Source organism: Acinetobacter sp. YH16056_T (genome assembly GCF_024605895.1).
GTDB classification, from domain to species: domain Bacteria; phylum Pseudomonadota; class Gammaproteobacteria; order Pseudomonadales; family Moraxellaceae; genus Acinetobacter; species Acinetobacter amyesii.
Window position 1 is genome coordinate 316,215 of sequence record NZ_CP094545.1, and the last position, 16,594, is coordinate 332,808.

The following is a 16,594-nucleotide window of genomic DNA, read 5'->3' on the forward strand; positions in this document are numbered from 1 at the left end:
GGTTGAGACTTTTAGTGCTGACGGTTGGCTTTTTCAACCAAACCCGAAAGGCCTTGACGACGAGCGAGTTCGTTGAGTACCAATTGAGGATCAATATCGAAATAACCTAGCATTACAATGGTATGGAACCAAAGATCTGCCACTTCGTAAATCAAATCGTTTTTGTTGTCTTCATTGGCTTCGATTTTAAAATCTTTAGCGGCAATGATGGTTTCAACGCTTTCTTCACCGATTTTTTCTAAAATTTTGTTCAGGCCTTTATGGTAAAGCTTCGCCACATAAGAGGACTCAGGATCAGCTTGTTTGCGTTCAGCCATCATTTTACCTAAGTAGTCGAGTACTTCGACTTGCTCAGATTGCGCATTGGATGCATTCATCGCAAGGGTATGCGGATTTGCTGATTTTACACCATAAATTGCAGCAGGATCTTTCAATTGCGCATCGACAATTTCCCAGCCATTGGCAGTAAGCTTGCGGTAGAAGCATGACTCACGGCCGGTATGGCAGGCAATGCCGCCATGTTGTTCAATTTGTAGCACAATCACGTCAGCATCACAGTCCAAACGGATTTCATGTACGGTTTGGAAATGGCCAGATTCTTCACCTTTATGCCATAGCTTATTGCGTGAACGTGAAAAGTACACCGCTTGATTTTTTTCTGCAGTTTGCGCCAACGCTTCACGGTTCATCCATGCCACCATCAATACGCGCCCGCTTTGATGATGCTGTGCAATAGCAGGCACTAAGCCTTGTTCGTTAAATTTTACTTCATCGAGCCATTGCAGGTTGTTCATGAGGATTTCACCAATTCAAAAATCAAAAAATAAATGCCGCAGCATTTGAGCAGCACTATAGTGTAAGCCATCAAGAGAATGATGGGGAGTTAATTCTTAATCAAATTTTAAATTGCGCAGTTCAGCCGCAGAATCATCTGCAGGTTTTCGGGCAATGTCGGCATAATTCATTTGTCCAAATGCACCTGTTTTTAAGCCAGAAATCGTGATGGCCATTTCTTTGCGGAAAAACGGCAGCTGATACATGGCACGAAATGAAATATCACGCAGCGGTGCTGTCCAGCGATGATGTGATTGATAAAACGGTGTCAGTAGGCGGCTAAAAAATTGGTAAAACCGCACGGACGGCAACCGCAGTTGATGATACTGCTGCCAGAGGTTTTGCAGTGAGGAATCCTGTTGATATTGGAGCAGGGCATGACTGATGGCCCATGCATCGAGCAGCGCCATATTGGCACCTTGTCCAAGTTGTGGACTCATGGCATGAGCCGCATCTCCTAAGATACCGATACGACCTTCACCGAGTTTGCTCAGCACCACATCACGATAGTTGGCAGACAGCCATTGCTGCGGATCATCTGGATGTGGAATCACATGTGCTAACCATTCTGCAACACTCGGCCAGCGTTTCGAAACTTCAAGCAACCATTGCTGCTGTGCGCTTTTGGTTTTTAAGAATCCTTCTAAATCTTCTGTAGGTAGACTCCAGAAAATGCTCGAAAGGCGCTGTTCAGGCTGCGTTGGAATTGCTCCCGTAGGCATTACACCCATCATGATGTTGGAGCAGTCATAGAACTGATGCAAGATCTGTGGATTCAGCACTTCGCATTCAGGCACGATGATCCACTTTGCCCCCCAAGGATAGGCTTGGTTGAGCTTTTCCCATGCTTTAGGGCGTAAATGGCTGCGTGCGCCATTGGCGATCAGCACGAGATCAAACTGACGTTGAAAGGATTGATCTGCGGACTGCCCAATCACGTTGATACCGTCACAGGATTCTTGAAGTTCATGTACCTCATGCGCCATGCACCACTCAACGTGTTGAGGATACTCACGGACTTTGGATGCGAGGACATGACAGAGCGTGGCACGGTGAATGCCGAGTCCATATGAACGTTCATCGGCTTGTCGATAATGACTGTTTATCAGCAAGTCGCCGCCAGCCAGTTGACCTTCAAGACCGGTTACCACAGCACCTAGGCTTAAGGCATGTTCCAAAATGCCTAAATGTTCGAAAACTGCCAGTCCGGCAGGTTGTAATAATAATCCTGCACCCACAGGTTCAAGTTGTAAGACTTTTTCATATAAGCAGATTTGATGGCCTTGAGCAGCAAGCATTGCAGCAGCAGCTAATCCTGCCGTACCTGCACCGATGATGGCAATGTTTTGAGTTTTCATTGTTTTGACATCCTCACCCCCTTAAAAGAGGGTGATTCCTACAGCTAGACGCTTATGCCCAAGCGCAAGAATGTTTAGAGCTGAGTTTATATCTCGATCATGAGCTGTACCACAGCTCATGCACTCCCATTCTCTTATTCCAAGATCTGTCTTACCTTTTGGACTACTTGAGGTGATCTCACCGCAGCACGAACAAATTTGGGTGGTATAGACTTCTTGGACTTCTTCAAACAATACGCCTGCGTTCTCGCATTTATACTTGAGCATTGTTTTTAGTGCAGAAAATCCTGTATCCAAAACAGATTTTGCCATTTTGGTTTTTACTAATTTTTTAGCACTCAAGTCACCTACAATAATCAATGCATTTTCATTCACAAGCTTGGTGCTTGCTTTATGCAAATGATCTTTTCGACTATTTGCAATCTTGGCGTGTAATGCACGAACACGCTTCTTATTCCTGGCTCTCTGAGCAATACCTAATTTCTGCTCATATTTTCGATAGAATTTTGGATTTGAAATTACTGTGCCATCAGAACAGGTGGCAATATCTTTTAAGCCTAGATCAATACCAATCGCTTTGGTTGCTGTCGATTTATCTTGCTTAGGCGATTCAACAACAAGACATACATACCAACGCCCACGGCTATCCTCTACAAATGAACCTGTTTTTAACGTGTATTTGCTTAAACCGTAGCTATCCCAAAGCTTAAATTGGTGTTTTCCATACTGGACATATCCATTGGCATATTTGATAGCCACCTTTTTAAAGGGAACCCATCCCAAAGAGCGCCTTGCTGATTTTTTATTGCTGACACGCCATTTCAGCTTTGCCTTTTTAAATTGCTTTCTTCGGGTGACTAATTCTTCAGTTACAGCCTGAATGGTTTGACTATGTAAATTACATTCTTTGGACGTGCCTTTCGTATATTTGGCAATATCAAAAGCAGAGAGAAATTCACCTTTCCGCTTCAAATGCCTAAACCCTAAATCATTGACATAATTCCAGACGAAGTTCACTTCTGATGCTAGTTGGTCTAACACCTTGCAATGTTTGTCTTTTATACGTAATTTAAGGGTTTTCATGTACTTATATTAACAATCAAAACTCAAGGAAAATAGTCCTTAGTTAAATCAAACGACACTTCATGTCGTGTTGCTTATATCTCTGACCTGAAGGACAGAGTTTTACGCTCCATTTGATAAAAGTTGATTTTATCTCAGCCCAATGTAGCAAAGTTGCTGCATAAAACCCAATAAAAAAGCCCTCAAAAGGGCTTTTTTAGGGGTGAGTCAAGTCTTACCAGTGTTCACCTGGGAATAGGCGAGCATATGCCTTTTGTACCCAATTGAGTTTTTCTTGCTTACCAATAGACGCTGAAGAGCTTGGGAACAAGTTATAACCAATCGACATGAGTTTGTTATTAATGTCAGGTGCAATGGAGTAGGTGATTGAAGCCAGACGGCCCAAATTGGTCGCCACTTTCTTCGGACGTTTCACGATGGCATAGGCAATCAAGTCAGTTGCTTGTTCTGGAGAAAGGGTTGGAACGTATTTATATATTTTGGTTGGGGCGATCATTGGCGTGCGCACCAATGGCATGTAGACCGACGTGATGGCAATATTATGCGAGTGAACTTCAGCGCTCAGGCAACGGCTAAAAGCATCTAATGCGGCTTTAGACGCAACATATGCAGAGAAGCGCGTTGCATTGGCCAATACACCAATCGAACTGATGTTGATGATATGACCTTCACGACGAATCATCATTTTAGGCAACAGGTTCATCACCAAACGTACCGCGCCAAAATAGTTCAACTGCATAGTACGTTCAAAATCATGGAAACGATCGGTTGATTCATGTACGGCACGACGAATAGAACGGCCAGCGTTATTAATTAAGATATCGATATGATCGACGGAAGCGAGGATTTGTTGTGCCACAGCATCAATGGAGTCCATATCATTGAGGTCACATGGGAAAACATCGGCTTTACCGCCAGTGGCTTCAATTTCAGCTTTTACGGCATCAAGAGTTTCTTTGGTACGTGCAACCAGTAGAACATGTGCGCCTGCGTTGGCAAGGCGATGCGCTGTGGTTAAACCGATACCACTTGATGCACCGGTGATTAAAATGGTCTTACCGTTGACACGGTCAACGAAACGTTTCTCAAGTCTTGAATTCACGATGAGGTTCCCTGTTAAATCAGTTTTATTGTATTCATTTATCGGCCCGACAATGCTATGTGCAGGGCTGTTTTAAGTCAGCGGTATGATAGCGTTTTATTAAAAAAAAGCCATATATAAGTAATTGATAATAAAATAATATTTAGAGTTTTTACTCTAAATTAAAATCCCTATTTACTCATTTTTTAACACATAAATATGTGAAAGAGAAGTGCTTTTATCCACATCGTTGCAACCTAAAAAAGTCGATTTTCAAGATAAATAAAATTGTAAATAAATATAGAAGCAGGGCCATAGATGCGCAAAATTGAAAGGCGGATAATGTGGGGGTGGTTATTTAAATGAAATGGAAATAAAAACAGGCCTTAAAAATAAGACCTGTGGATTGTGCACTTGTGGTTTAAACAGCAGCTAAGGCTTGCTCTAAGTCGGCAATCAAGTCATCTGCATGCTCGATCCCAATCGATAAACGAACCATATCAATGCTGACACCGGCTGCTTTGAGTTCATCTTCATTGAGCTGACGATGTGTCGTGGTCGCAGGATGGCAAGCTAAACTTTTGGCATCACCAATATTCACAAGGCGAGTAAATAACTGCAACGAATCGATGAAACGCGTGCCGCCTGCAAGGCCATCTTGAACCCCAAAGGAAAGAATCGCAGATGGTTTGCCTTTGACATATTTTTGCGCCAAAGCATGCTGAGGATGGTCTTTTAGGCCAGCGTAGTTGACCCATTTTACTTTTGGATGCGCTTGTAAATATTCCGCCACTTTTTGCGCATTTTCAGTATGACGCTCCATGCGTAGGCTTAAGGTTTCCAAACCTTGTAAGATCAAAAACACATTGTGCGGGCTGATCGCAGCGCCTGTATTACGCAGCGGGACCACGCGCGCACGGGCAATGTAGGCTGCGTCACCTAAGGCTTCGACATAATTGACCCCGTGGTAGCTTGGATCAGGGATGTTGAGTGATTTAAAGCGTTCAGGGTATTTGCCCCAAGGAAATTTGCCGCTATCGACGATGATGCCACCGATCGAATTACCATGACCGCCAATATATTTTGTGAGTGAGTGCACCACGATGTCGGCACCAAATTCAAATGATTTTTGCAGAACAGGTGTGGCAACAGTATTGTCTACGACTACAGGTATGCCAAATTCATGCGCAATTTTCGAAATTGCTTCGAGGTCAATAATATTGCCCAATGGGTTACCAATAGATTCGACAAAGACCAACTTGGTTTTGTCATCGATGAGGCTACGCAGCGCTTCAGGGTTTTGATAATCAAAGAAGCGAACTTCAATGCCTTGTTTCGGCAGGGTGTGGGCAAACAGGTTATATGTGCCGCCGTACAGGGTCGAAACTGAAGCGATATTGTCGCCTGCTTCAGCAATGGTTTGAATCGCATATGTAATGGCCGCCATACCAGAGGCTAAGGCCAAAGCGCCAATACCGCCTTCGAGCGCTGCAACACGCTGTTCAAGTACCGCCGTGGTTGGATTCATAATGCGGGTATAAATATTACCCTGAACTTTTAAGTCAAATAAATCAGCACCATGCTGCGTGTTATCAAAGGAATATGAGGTGGTTTGATAAATCGGCACCGCAACCGCTTTGGTGGTTGGCTCCGGTGTATACCCCGCGTGAATTGCTAAAGTTTCGTCTTTATAGGTCATGATTACTTCATCTAAGAGAGCTAGTTTTTAAACAGTCTATCACTTATATATATGAATAAAAGTGCTTTATTTATAAAATGAATATCATAATTATTCATATTATTGAAAAATTTTCAGCTAAAGATGAGCGAAATCATGCCTAAAACCGCATGTTTAAATTTTGTTCGCCATTAAACTTGTAACAATGCATTGAAGCCGTGTGCGAAACCTTATTTTTTCACGACTTTATGCGTATAATAGCCGATTATTTTTTCGCTCAATTGAGCAGGGGCAACTTTGTGTTGTTCCGTATATGTTTTGACTATTGAGGAGTCCTAAGTGGCCCAATATATTTACACGATGAACCGTGTGTCGAAGATGGTTCCGCCTAAGCGCGAAATCCTGAAAGACATCTCTTTATCATTTTTCCCAGGCGCAAAAATTGGTGTGCTTGGTCTAAACGGTGCAGGTAAATCTACCTTGCTTCGTATTATGGCGGGCGTAGATAAAGATTTCTCAGGTGAAGCACGTGCTCAACCGGGTATCAAAATTGGTTACCTTGAACAAGAGCCGCCATTGGATGAAAGCAAAGACGTTCGTGGTAACGTTGAAGACGGTTTACGTGAACCGTTGGATGCTTTGGCGCGTCTTGATGAAGTATTTGCAGAATATGCAGCAGAAGATGCTGACTTTGATGCACTTGCAAAAGAACAAGAGAAGTTAGAAGCAATTATCCATTCATGGGATGCACATAACATTGTCAACCAAATGGATCAGGCTGCTGCTGCGTTGAACCTTCCAGCTTGGGATGCAGATGTATCTAAGTTGTCTGGTGGTGAGCGCCGTCGTGTTGCACTTTGCCGTTTGTTATTGTCTAAACCAGACATGCTGCTTCTAGACGAACCGACGAACCATTTGGATGCTTCATCAGTCTCTTGGTTAGAACGTTTCTTGAAAGACTTCCCAGGCACCATCGTTGCGATTACCCATGACCGTTACTTCTTGGATAACGTGGCAGAGTGGATTCTTGAGCTTGACCGCGGCATGGGTATTCCATACCAAGGCAACTATTCTTCTTGGTTAGAGCAGAAAAATGCTCGTTTAGAGCAAGAACAGAAGCAAGAAGAATCTTTTGCTAAAGCATTGAAAAAAGAGCTTGAATGGGTTCGTTCAAATGCTAAAGGTCAGCAAAAGAAAAACAAAGCGCGTATGGAGCGTTTTGAAGAGCTTAACTCACGCGAATTCCAACAGCGTAATGAAACGTCTGAAATCTATATTCCACCTGGTCCACGTCTAGGTAATAAAGTTGTAGAAGTTGAAGGTATTAGTAAATCCTTTGGTGATCGTACGCTTTATAAAGACTTATCATTCGTTGTACCACCTTGTGCCATTGTGGGTATCGTGGGTGAGAACGGTGCGGGTAAAACCACATTGTTCCGTATGATGACAGGCGAGCAACAACCAGATACAGGTACTGTGGTACTGGGTGAATCGGTTAAAGTGGCTTATGTCGGCCAGATTCGTGACACCTTAGATGACAACAAAACTGTTTGGGAAGAAGTTTCTGGCGGTTTAGACATCTTGAAGATTGGTGAATACGAAATCGCATCTCGTGCGTATATCGGTCGCTTTAACTTCAAAGGTCAAGATCAGCAAAAACGTGTAGGTCAATTGTCAGGTGGTGAGCGTAACCGTTTACAACTTGCGAAAATCCTGCAAATGGGTGCCAACGTTATCCTGCTAGATGAACCATCAAACGACTTGGATATCGAAACTTTACGTGCGCTTGAAGATGCCATTCTGGTATTCCCAGGTACTGTAATGGTGATCTCGCATGACCGTTGGTTCCTCGACCGTATTGCTACGCACATCTTGTCATTTGAAGGTGAAACCCCTGAATTTTTCACGGGTAACTACCATGAATTTGAAGAATACCGTCGTAAACGTGATGGTGATGACCTTGTTGCAAAGCGTCAAAAATACCGCAAAATTGGCAACTAAGTTCCAGTTTTAAAATAAAAAAACCAGCCTGCGGGCTGGTTTTTTATTACTTAGGATGCAATGACTATACGATAATGTCTTCATAGGCATGATGTAAGACGTAGTCTGCTTGTTCATGGCCTTGTGCAGCCGCTTTACTGAGCCAAAGCTCTGCAAGTTCATAATTGCGGTCTAAGCCGAGTTCTCCACGTAAATAACCGAGACCTAAGCGATATTGGGCATCTTTATGACCTTTTAATGCGGCACTTAAAAAATTCCACATGGCATTGCGATAGTCGGTAGGGGATTGGTCTGCTGAATCCATAGTATGGTGACTGAGAAAGTCTTGATGGTGTTGAGCTGCAAGAATTTCAAAATAAGTCCCTTGGGCGTAATCACCTTCGGCTTCTGGAATCGAAAGGTGCATTCCTTGCAACTTTGGATTCATCTGTTGTGACAACAGTGCATAGATTTTTTTCAGAGCTTGTATCATCATTGTTAAACTCCTTGTTTCTAAATATAACTACTTGATTAATAAAAATATTAATTGCAGTCATTCGTGCGCTGCGATGAATGATTTAATTGTTTTAAACAGATCACACTTAAGATGAAAATTAGCATGCTTGTCATGATATGTGAATAGGTATTGAAAAATATTTATAAGTAATTTCAGTCATCTAGATCGCGAAAAATTATTTTTAATAAATTGAAAGTAGATGCTGAAAAAAGTAGTTTTAAAGTTTGAAGGTAAAACGTAGTACTGAAGGTTGAATCATGTAATTTTATTACGTTTACTGCACCTGTTAAGCTTCAAGACTGAAGAACATATAATTTATAAAGGTCAGAAAATAATGAGTGAGCATCATGGGCATGACCACAGCCATGCCGTTGTGACGGAAGGGAATGTCAAAAAATTAAGTTTTGCCTTAGCACTGACCACGATGTTTTTGATTATTGAAGTCATTGCTGGATTTGTGACACAAAGTTTGGCGCTATTGTCAGATGCGGCACATATGTTCACTGATGCCGCAGCCCTTGCTATAGCATTAGTCGCGATTAAAATTGGCAAGCTTCCTGCTGACAACAAACGCACCTTTGGCTATCAGCGTTTTGAGATTTTGGCTGCCTTGTTTAATGCCTTGATGTTATTTGTAGTTGCAATATATATTTTGTATGAGGCCTATCAGCGCTTTTCAACGCCGCCGGAAATTCAAAGTATGGGCATGATGATTGTCGCCGTTATTGGTTTGATCATTAACTTAATCTCGATGCGTATTTTATTTTCCAGTTCACAAGAAAGCTTGAATGTGAAGGGGGCGTATCTAGAAGTGTTGAGTGATGCCCTAGGTTCGGTTGGTGTAATTATTGGTGCAGCGATTATTTATTTTACGGGCTGGATGTGGGTCGATACACTAATTGCGGTGCTCATTGGCTTTTGGGTTTTACCAAGGACTTGGATTTTACTCAAACAAAGTATCAATATTTTATTAGAAGGCGTGCCTGAAGAAATTGACATAGAAAAGTTACGCAATGATTTATTGGCACTCAATGGGGTAGAGAGTATTCACCAGTTAAAGGTCTGGGCAATAACATCAAAGAATGTGCATTTGACAGTTCATCTCTTTGCACCTGAAGCCGATCGTAATGCCTTGTATTTTGAGGCGATTGAAATGTTGCAACATGAACATGGAATCACGGAGATGACATTACAAATCGAAGAAGATGAATGTGTGGTACACCAACATACCCAAAAGTCTGATCATGCACATGGGCATCATCAAGATGATCACGCGCATTCTCATGATGAATCACATCAGCACTAATGCTGATGTGATTTAAATGGCTTGCTTAGATTTCCCACTCATGATTACATTCGCGGCATTTCCATTTTTTCTGTGATTGCATAAAACCTTGCATTGAAATTTTGAAATCTGGCAGGTCGCGATAGAACATGAAGCCAGCAATCAAGCAGGCAATAAATACAACAACAGTCGCAGTTTGTAATGTAGTACCTGCACCGTCACCAAAAATCCACATTGCGATGCTGATAATCACCAACAGTAAAAGAATAAATACCGCAGGGATGAGGATAATCAGGCTTTTAGGCACGACAGGACGAGCAACAGGCTGGCCTGCTTGCGCAAGAGGCATAATTTTAGGGCTTTGACATTTAGGGCAACGGTATTGCATTGCAACTCCATAATTTTAATCTATGGTTTATTTTAATCAGAATGACGCAGAAAGCAAAAATACCTTAAATTTAAATCAGATAAAATTTAGGCAATAAAAAACCCAAGTCATAATGCTTGGGTTTTTTATAAGATGATTTGCATCACCTTGAATATGGCGTCCCTACGGGGATTCGAACCCCGGTTACCGCCGTGAAAGGGCGATGTCCTAGGCCTCTAGACGATAGGGACAATTTGAGGCAACTTAGAGTTGGTTGACACCATCTCTCGGTATGGGCGCTATATTAGGGGGATAACGCCCATCCGTCAACTAAAAAATCAATTAAGCTTCATCAACTGCATCATTTTTCGGCAGTTTTAGGCTTTCATTGAGTTTTTCCCATGCTTTTGTTTCTTTTTTACTCGGACCGCCCACAATTTCAAGCGCATGACGTAAGCGAGCAAAGGTTAAATCAGGACCAATGGTTACCATCGATTGCATAACCGGTGTCGAAGATGTCGAACCAGCAATAGCAATAAAGAAGGTTGGCATGAAGTCACGAAGTTTAATGTCCATTTGGTTCGCCAAATCCATAAGCGTTTGGCTGACAGTGTCATTGTTCCAAGTGAACATGCTTTCTAGACGCCAAATGGCAAATTGAAGGCTTTGACGAACTTGTTCTTCAGTCAATTTTTTGCTTTCAAACTGTTCTTTGCTGAGTGTTGGGAATTGGTTGAAATAAAAACCTGCCCAATTCACTGCTTCAGACAATAAATTAATACGTGGTTGAATCGCAGCAGCAATTTCTTCCAAGGTATTACGATCTGATTTCCAAGCCAGTAGGGTATCGAGCAATTGACCCGGTGTTAAACCTTTAATCCATTGACCATTTAACCAGTTTAGCTTTTCAACATCAAAGATTGGACCGCCTAGTGATACACGTTGAATGTCAAAGTGTTCAATCATTTCAGCCAAAGTGAATTTTTCACTTTCATCCGGCATTGACCAGCCCATGCGGCCTAAGTAGTTCAACAAGGCTTCTGGTAAAACGCCGATGTCTTTGTAGTAGTTAATTGATGTTGGGTTTTTACGTTTAGACAGTTTTGATTTATCTGGGTTACGTAACAGCGGCATGTGGCAAAGCACCGGCATGTCCCAACCAAAATATTTGTACAATAATTGGTGTTTAGGCGCAGAGGGAATCCATTCTTCACCACGAATCACGTGAGTGATTTCCATTAAATGGTCATCAACTACGTTTGCTAAGTGATACGTCGGTAAACCATCGGTTTTCAGTAGAATTTGCATGTCGACTTGCGCCCAAGGAATTTCGACTTCGCCACGCAGTAAATCGTTAAATTTACAAATCCCTTCTTCAGGCACTTTCATACGAATGACATGCGGTTCACCAGCAGCCAAACGCTGCGCCACTTCTTCCGCAGTGTGTTTTAAGCCACGTCCGTCGTAACGCGGTGATTCACCACGCGCTTGTTGTTCCGCACGCATTTGATCGAGTTCTTCTGCTGTTGCGAAGCAGTAGAATGCATGACCTTTTTCAACCAGTTCCAACGCATATTGTTTATAAATGTCCATACGTTCAGATTGGCGATATGGCGCATGAGGGCCACCCACATCTGGACCTTCTGACCAGTTCAAACCTAACCAACGCAATGAATCTAAAATCATTTTTTCAGATTCTGGGGTAGAGCGCAGTTGGTCTGTATCTTCAATACGAAGAATAAATTCACCGCCATGTTGCTTCGCAAAACATAAGTTAAACAATGCAATATAAGCAGTCCCAACATGCGGGAAACCAGTAGGAGAAGGTGCGATACGAGTACGAACAGTCATAATCAGCTTTTAATCAGAATGTAAATTGGGATCTATTATAACGAAAAAGCCTGATCACTTAATGCTTAATTCAACATTGAATGATCAGGCGTTTTTAGTGTTTTTTAGACGACAGTGGGGGAACTGGTCTAAAACAATAGCTTGGGCAGCATCAATATGCTGATGTCGTTATGAGTTGCTACCAGAGAAAATGGCTTGAACAAAACGAGAAAAACTTTGGTTTTGTGATGCAAAGAAACTTTGAGTCGGTGCAGCTTTAATAGACGTAAGTACTTTTAAATTATCGTCTGTACGGCCTTTGCCTTCAGATTTTTGCTGATTAATCGCTTTTTCGATCAATGATGTACGTTCAGCAGGCATCGTAAGTTTGTTATTCGATGCGGTGCTGGTTGCAGCACAAAAACCAGTCTGTGCAGTCACGATTAAACTTAAGCCTAGGCATAGTGCGTATGAAAATTTCATGTCCAAATCTCCCCCTAGTTTTGGTGATGGAACTTTTTATTTGCAAAATAGTTTTAATATTTAGACTACGATTTAACCATCTTTCGTAATTAAAAAGTAGAACTACGTCACAATTTTTACAAAAAAACTAAAAAAGTCTGTACTAGGATTACCTAAATAGACTGTTTTCTCCAGATTTTCGGATGTTTTAGCAAACAACTATGAAGATAGCATGGAGATCGCTTCTGATTGTTGCTGTATTAGCAGAATTAAAGCTTTAAATACGTTATTTTTAGATATCTTTAAAACAGAAATAGATTTGAATTTATATTATAGATAGCTGATTGTTAAAGTTATTTTTGATTTATATAGTGCTCTCAAGATCAATTTGAGTTTGAGCAGATGAAAAAAATAATAGCATCGGGTATTTTCGCTTTATTGGGTGGGGTAGCAGTACAGGTATATGCCGCAAAAGATTTCTTAAATGTCTCATATGATCCAACACGTGAGTTTTATCAGGAATATAACCAAGAATTTGGACAATATTGGAAAAAACGTACAGGACAAGAGATTAATTTTAAACAATCTCACGGTGGCTCTGGCAAACAAGCTCGTGCAGTAGCAACGGGTTTACAAGCGGATGTAGTCACTTTGGCATTGGCAAATGATATTGATGAAATTGTGGCGACCGGACAAATCAATAAGAACTGGCAAAAGCAATTTCCACATAATTCTGCACCGTATACATCAACCATCGTATTTTTGGTGCGCAAAGGTAACCCGAAAAAAATTAAAGATTGGAATGACCTGACCAAACCGGGTGTTGAAATTATTACACCAAATCCAAAAACAGGTGGGGCACCGCGTTGGATCTATTTATCAGCTTGGGGATATGCTTTAAAACAACCGGGTGGCAATGATGCCAAAGCCAAAGAATTGGTGAAAAAACTCTATAGCAATGTCAAAGTTTTGGATTCAGGCGCACGTGGTTCACTCACGACCTTTGCTGAGCGCGGCATTGGAGATGTGTTGCTGTCTTGGGAAAATGAGGCATTGTTGGCGACTCAGGGCTTAGGCAAAGATAAATATGACATTGTTTATCCGTCTATTTCGATTTTAGCTGAACCTTCGGTGGCTGTAGTAGATAAAACCGTCGACAAAAATGGTAATCGAAATTTGGCGAAGGGTTATTTAAACTATCTATATTCACCTAAGGGCCAAGAGCTGGCAGGTAAATATTTCTTCCGCCCTCGCGATGCAAAAGCCACAGCAAAATACGCTGTTCAATTCCCGAAAGTTCAAACCTTTACCATTGATAAAGTGTTTGGAGGTTGGGCAAAAGCGCAAAAGACACATTTTGTGAATGGTGCGATTTTCGATCAAATCTATAGTGAAAAGAATAAAGAGTAAGTCTGCAAATAAAGTTGATTGGTGTAAAAACGGATAATTGGGTTTATCCGTTTTTTTGCATATGTAATGCATAAAAATCTATATATAGGGAATAAGTAGATTGTTTTTGTGTATTTTAATATGAAAAACAAACAATTAAATTCGTAGCGTTAGCTGTATTCAGCAAAGGGTCTAAACACGCTGCAATTGCGATTTATGACTTTATTTCATATATTTAGCAGTATTGAATATAACTTTATGCTGGCTGTTATGAAAACTCAATTTAAGGCGTGGCTCAGTGCTGCGTTGCTTGCCACTGGTGTTGCTTTCTCAGCGTCTGCTCAGGCCGCTGATCGTGAATTTTTAAACGTTTCTTATGATGCAACGCGTGAATTTTATGACGAATTTAATAAGTCATTTGGTGCATATTGGAAAGAGCGTACCGGTAAAATGGTCGCATTTAAACAATCACATGGTGGTTCCGGCAAACAAGCCCGTTCTGTAGTAGACGGTTTAAAAGGTGATGTCGTGACTTTGGCCTTGGCCAATGACATCGAAGAAATTGTAAAGTCTGGTCAGATTCAGCCGGGTTGGCAAAAAGAGTTTCCACATAACTCAGCGCCATATACTTCAACGATTGTCTTCATGGTGCGTAAGGGCAACCCGAAACATATTAAAGATTGGTCTGATTTAACCAAACCGGGCGTACAAATTATTACCCCGAACCCGAAAACTGGCGGTCTACCACGTTGGGTTTACTTGTCAGCTTGGGGTTATGCTTTGAAACAGCCAGGTGGTAATGAAGCGAAAGCCAAAGATTTCGTGGGTAAAATGTACCATAACGTAAAAGTGATGGACTCTGCGGCACGTGCATCGATGACTACATTTGCAGAACGTGGTATTGGTGATGTGTTATTGACTTGGGAAAACGAAGCTTTAGTTACTCAAAAAACTTTGGGTAAAAATAAATTTGATATCGTATATCCATCGATGTCGATTTTGACTGAGCCTTCAGTGGCGATCGTGGACAAAACTGTCGAAAAAAATGGTAATAAATGGTTAGCTCAAGGCTATATCAATTATCTTTATTCTCCATTAGGTCAAGAGATGGCGGCTCGTCATTTCTATCGTCCACGTAATGCAGCAGTTTTAGCAAAATATAAAACTCAGTTCCCACCTTTAAAAACTTTTACTATTGATGAAGTCTTTGGTGGCTGGGCAAAAGCACAACAAACACATTTTGTGAATGGTGCGATCTTCGATCAGATCTACAATAACAAGCGCTAATACATCGAAATCTATGATTTGAGATGTACAAAGACCTCCTTCGGGAGGTTTTTTAATGGATGGCAAAAAATAAAAACGGTTTTCTCTATGGAAAGTAATATTTCTGTACAAAAAGACGTTTGGAGCTTTGCTAAAACAAGGTAATAATGTGCAGTTACATTTTTAGCTGTGTTGAACGAACCCTTATGTCGCATATTTCTGTATTACTTCATGAAACTGTTGATGCTTTACTGGCAGATCGCAATACAGGAATTTTCGTAGATGGCACATTTGGGCGTGGTGGTCATACGCGTTTATTACTGTCTAAATTAGATGAAAACGCACGTGTTTATGCCTTTGATAAAGACCCGCAAGCGTTGGCTGTTGCAGCAGAATTAGAACAAGAAGATGCGCGTTTTAAAATCATTCACGCTAGTTTTGCCGATTTAAAAGAGGAACTGCGTAGTCGTGGTATCGATTTGGTCGACGGTATTATGGCGGATTTAGGGGTGTCATCTCCGCAGCTAGACCAAGCAGAGCGTGGCTTTAGCTTTATGAAAGATGGCCCACTCGATATGCGTATGGACAATTCACAAGGTCCAACAGCCGCAGAGTGGTTGGTTGATATTGAAGAAGAAGATTTGGCCAATATTATTTTTAAATATGGTGAAGAGCGTTATAGCCGCCGTATTGCTAAAGCGATTAAAGCGGCAGGGTATATTGAAACCACAGCTCAATTGGCTGAAATCGTGAAAGTTGCCCACCCGAAATGGGAAAAAAATAAACATGCAGCGACACGAACTTTCCAAGCAATTCGTATTGCTATTAACAAAGAACTCGACGATATTGATATCTTCTTACCTCAAGCGGTGGAGATGCTGAAACCTGAAGGCACTCTGGCAGTGATCAGTTTCCACTCTTTAGAGGATCGTTTAATTAAACAATTTATTCAAAAAGAATCTACACTTGCAGAAGACACAGGCTGGGGTTTACCACAAAAACGCGAAGATACCCGCCGCTTAAAAAAAGTGTCACGAATTAAAGCAAGTGAAGAAGAAGTTAAAGCCAATCCACGATCTCGTAGTGCTTGGCTTCGTGTGGCAGAGCGTTTAGCTTAAAAGGCAAAGAATGAAAACCGAAGCAATCGAAAAAAACTCTGATCAATCGCAGTCAAAGAAAATCATTACATACGGCATTTTATTGCTCTTGGTTTTTGTGAGTGCGATTATGGTGGTGTTTCAAGTCTTTGAATATCGCCAAGATTATCGTCAATTGAGTACCTATATGCGTGAAAGGGATGACCTCAACGCAGAATGGGGACGTTTGCTGATCGAACAACAAACTTTTGGTGCAACAGCCCAAATTGGGACACGTGCAGTTACCCAATTACGGATGTATTCGCCTCCTATTGCACAAACCGTTGTTATTTCATTGCCACAAACTCCAGAACAGAAAAAATAGGCT

General features: G+C 41.5%; 15 protein-coding genes and 1 tRNA gene. 6 read left to right on the forward strand and 10 right to left on the reverse strand.

What is annotated here, in order from left to right:
* Positions 1–11: 11 nt before the first annotated feature.
* From hisIE to MST17_RS01515, 5 genes are all read right to left on the reverse strand, one after another.
* Positions 12–794 (reverse strand): bifunctional phosphoribosyl-AMP cyclohydrolase/phosphoribosyl-ATP diphosphatase HisIE, encoded by a 783-nt coding sequence (gene hisIE, locus MST17_RS01495; protein ID WP_180026546.1) that lies wholly within the window; start codon positions 792–794, stop codon positions 12–14.
* A 96-nt stretch (positions 795–890) separates the two neighbouring features.
* Positions 891–2,192 carry an NAD(P)/FAD-dependent oxidoreductase gene (locus MST17_RS01500; protein WP_180026547.1) on the reverse strand — a complete coding sequence of 434 codons (1,302 nt, stop codon included), beginning with the start codon at positions 2,190–2,192 and terminating at the stop codon, positions 891–893.
* Between the two features lie 21 nt (positions 2,193–2,213).
* Positions 2,214–3,275 (reverse strand): transposase, encoded by a 1,062-nt coding sequence (locus tag MST17_RS01505; RefSeq protein ID WP_257246879.1) that lies wholly within the window; start codon positions 3,273–3,275, stop codon positions 2,214–2,216.
* Positions 3,276–3,489: 214 nt separating this feature from the next.
* The gene (locus MST17_RS01510) at positions 3,490–4,377 is read right to left on the reverse strand and encodes an SDR family NAD(P)-dependent oxidoreductase (RefSeq protein ID WP_078189400.1); all 888 of its coding nucleotides are present in this window, start codon (positions 4,375–4,377) and stop codon (positions 3,490–3,492) included.
* 400 nt (positions 4,378–4,777) lie between these two features.
* Complete coding sequence (locus tag MST17_RS01515) at positions 4,778–6,055, reverse strand: O-acetylhomoserine aminocarboxypropyltransferase/cysteine synthase family protein (protein ID WP_180026119.1); 1,278 nt, start codon at positions 6,053–6,055, stop codon at positions 4,778–4,780.
* A 318-nt stretch (positions 6,056–6,373) separates the two neighbouring features.
* Between MST17_RS01515 and ettA the strand changes: the two genes are divergently transcribed.
* Positions 6,374–8,035: an energy-dependent translational throttle protein EttA gene (ettA, locus tag MST17_RS01520; protein ID WP_078189398.1), complete on the forward strand. Its 1,662-nt coding sequence runs from the start codon at positions 6,374–6,376 to the stop codon at positions 8,033–8,035.
* Positions 8,036–8,099: 64 nt separating this feature from the next.
* Here the strand turns inward: ettA and MST17_RS01525 are convergent, their stop codons facing one another.
* Complete coding sequence (locus MST17_RS01525) at positions 8,100–8,510, reverse strand: SEL1-like repeat protein (RefSeq protein WP_180026118.1); 411 nt, start codon at positions 8,508–8,510, stop codon at positions 8,100–8,102.
* 355 nt (positions 8,511–8,865) lie between these two features.
* Here MST17_RS01525 and MST17_RS01530 point away from each other — a divergent pair, with 355 nt between their 5' ends.
* On the forward strand, positions 8,866–9,837 hold the full coding sequence (locus MST17_RS01530; RefSeq protein ID WP_180026117.1) for a zinc transporter: 972 nt from the start codon (positions 8,866–8,868) through the stop codon (positions 9,835–9,837).
* A gap of 25 nt (positions 9,838–9,862) precedes the next feature.
* Here the strand turns inward: MST17_RS01530 and MST17_RS01535 are convergent, their stop codons facing one another.
* From MST17_RS01535 to MST17_RS01550, 4 genes are all read right to left on the reverse strand, one after another.
* Positions 9,863–10,204 carry a hypothetical protein gene (locus MST17_RS01535; RefSeq protein WP_078189395.1) on the reverse strand — a complete coding sequence of 114 codons (342 nt, stop codon included), beginning with the start codon at positions 10,202–10,204 and terminating at the stop codon, positions 9,863–9,865.
* A gap of 154 nt (positions 10,205–10,358) precedes the next feature.
* A tRNA-Glu gene (locus MST17_RS01540) sits at positions 10,359–10,434 on the reverse strand.
* Positions 10,435–10,525: 91 nt separating this feature from the next.
* A complete protein-coding gene (gene gltX / locus MST17_RS01545) occupies positions 10,526–12,034 on the reverse strand; it encodes a glutamate--tRNA ligase (RefSeq protein WP_168378189.1) in 1,509 nt (502 codons plus the stop codon).
* 168 nt (positions 12,035–12,202) lie between these two features.
* On the reverse strand, positions 12,203–12,496 hold the full coding sequence (locus tag MST17_RS01550; RefSeq protein ID WP_180026116.1) for a hypothetical protein: 294 nt from the start codon (positions 12,494–12,496) through the stop codon (positions 12,203–12,205).
* A gap of 381 nt (positions 12,497–12,877) precedes the next feature.
* Here MST17_RS01550 and MST17_RS01555 point away from each other — a divergent pair, with 381 nt between their 5' ends.
* From MST17_RS01555 to ftsL, 4 genes are all read left to right on the forward strand, one after another.
* Complete coding sequence (locus MST17_RS01555) at positions 12,878–13,885, forward strand: sulfate ABC transporter substrate-binding protein (RefSeq protein ID WP_180026115.1); 1,008 nt, start codon at positions 12,878–12,880, stop codon at positions 13,883–13,885.
* 249 nt (positions 13,886–14,134) lie between these two features.
* Positions 14,135–15,151, forward strand: a complete 1,017-nt coding sequence (locus MST17_RS01560; protein ID WP_180026114.1) for a sulfate ABC transporter substrate-binding protein — start codon at positions 14,135–14,137, stop codon at positions 15,149–15,151.
* Between the two features lie 185 nt (positions 15,152–15,336).
* The gene (gene rsmH / locus MST17_RS01565; RefSeq protein WP_180011304.1) at positions 15,337–16,248 is read left to right on the forward strand and encodes a 16S rRNA (cytosine(1402)-N(4))-methyltransferase RsmH; all 912 of its coding nucleotides are present in this window, start codon (positions 15,337–15,339) and stop codon (positions 16,246–16,248) included.
* A 10-nt stretch (positions 16,249–16,258) separates the two neighbouring features.
* The gene (gene ftsL / locus MST17_RS01570; RefSeq protein WP_078189390.1) at positions 16,259–16,591 is read left to right on the forward strand and encodes a cell division protein FtsL; all 333 of its coding nucleotides are present in this window, start codon (positions 16,259–16,261) and stop codon (positions 16,589–16,591) included.
* Positions 16,592–16,594: the final 3 nt, after the last annotated feature.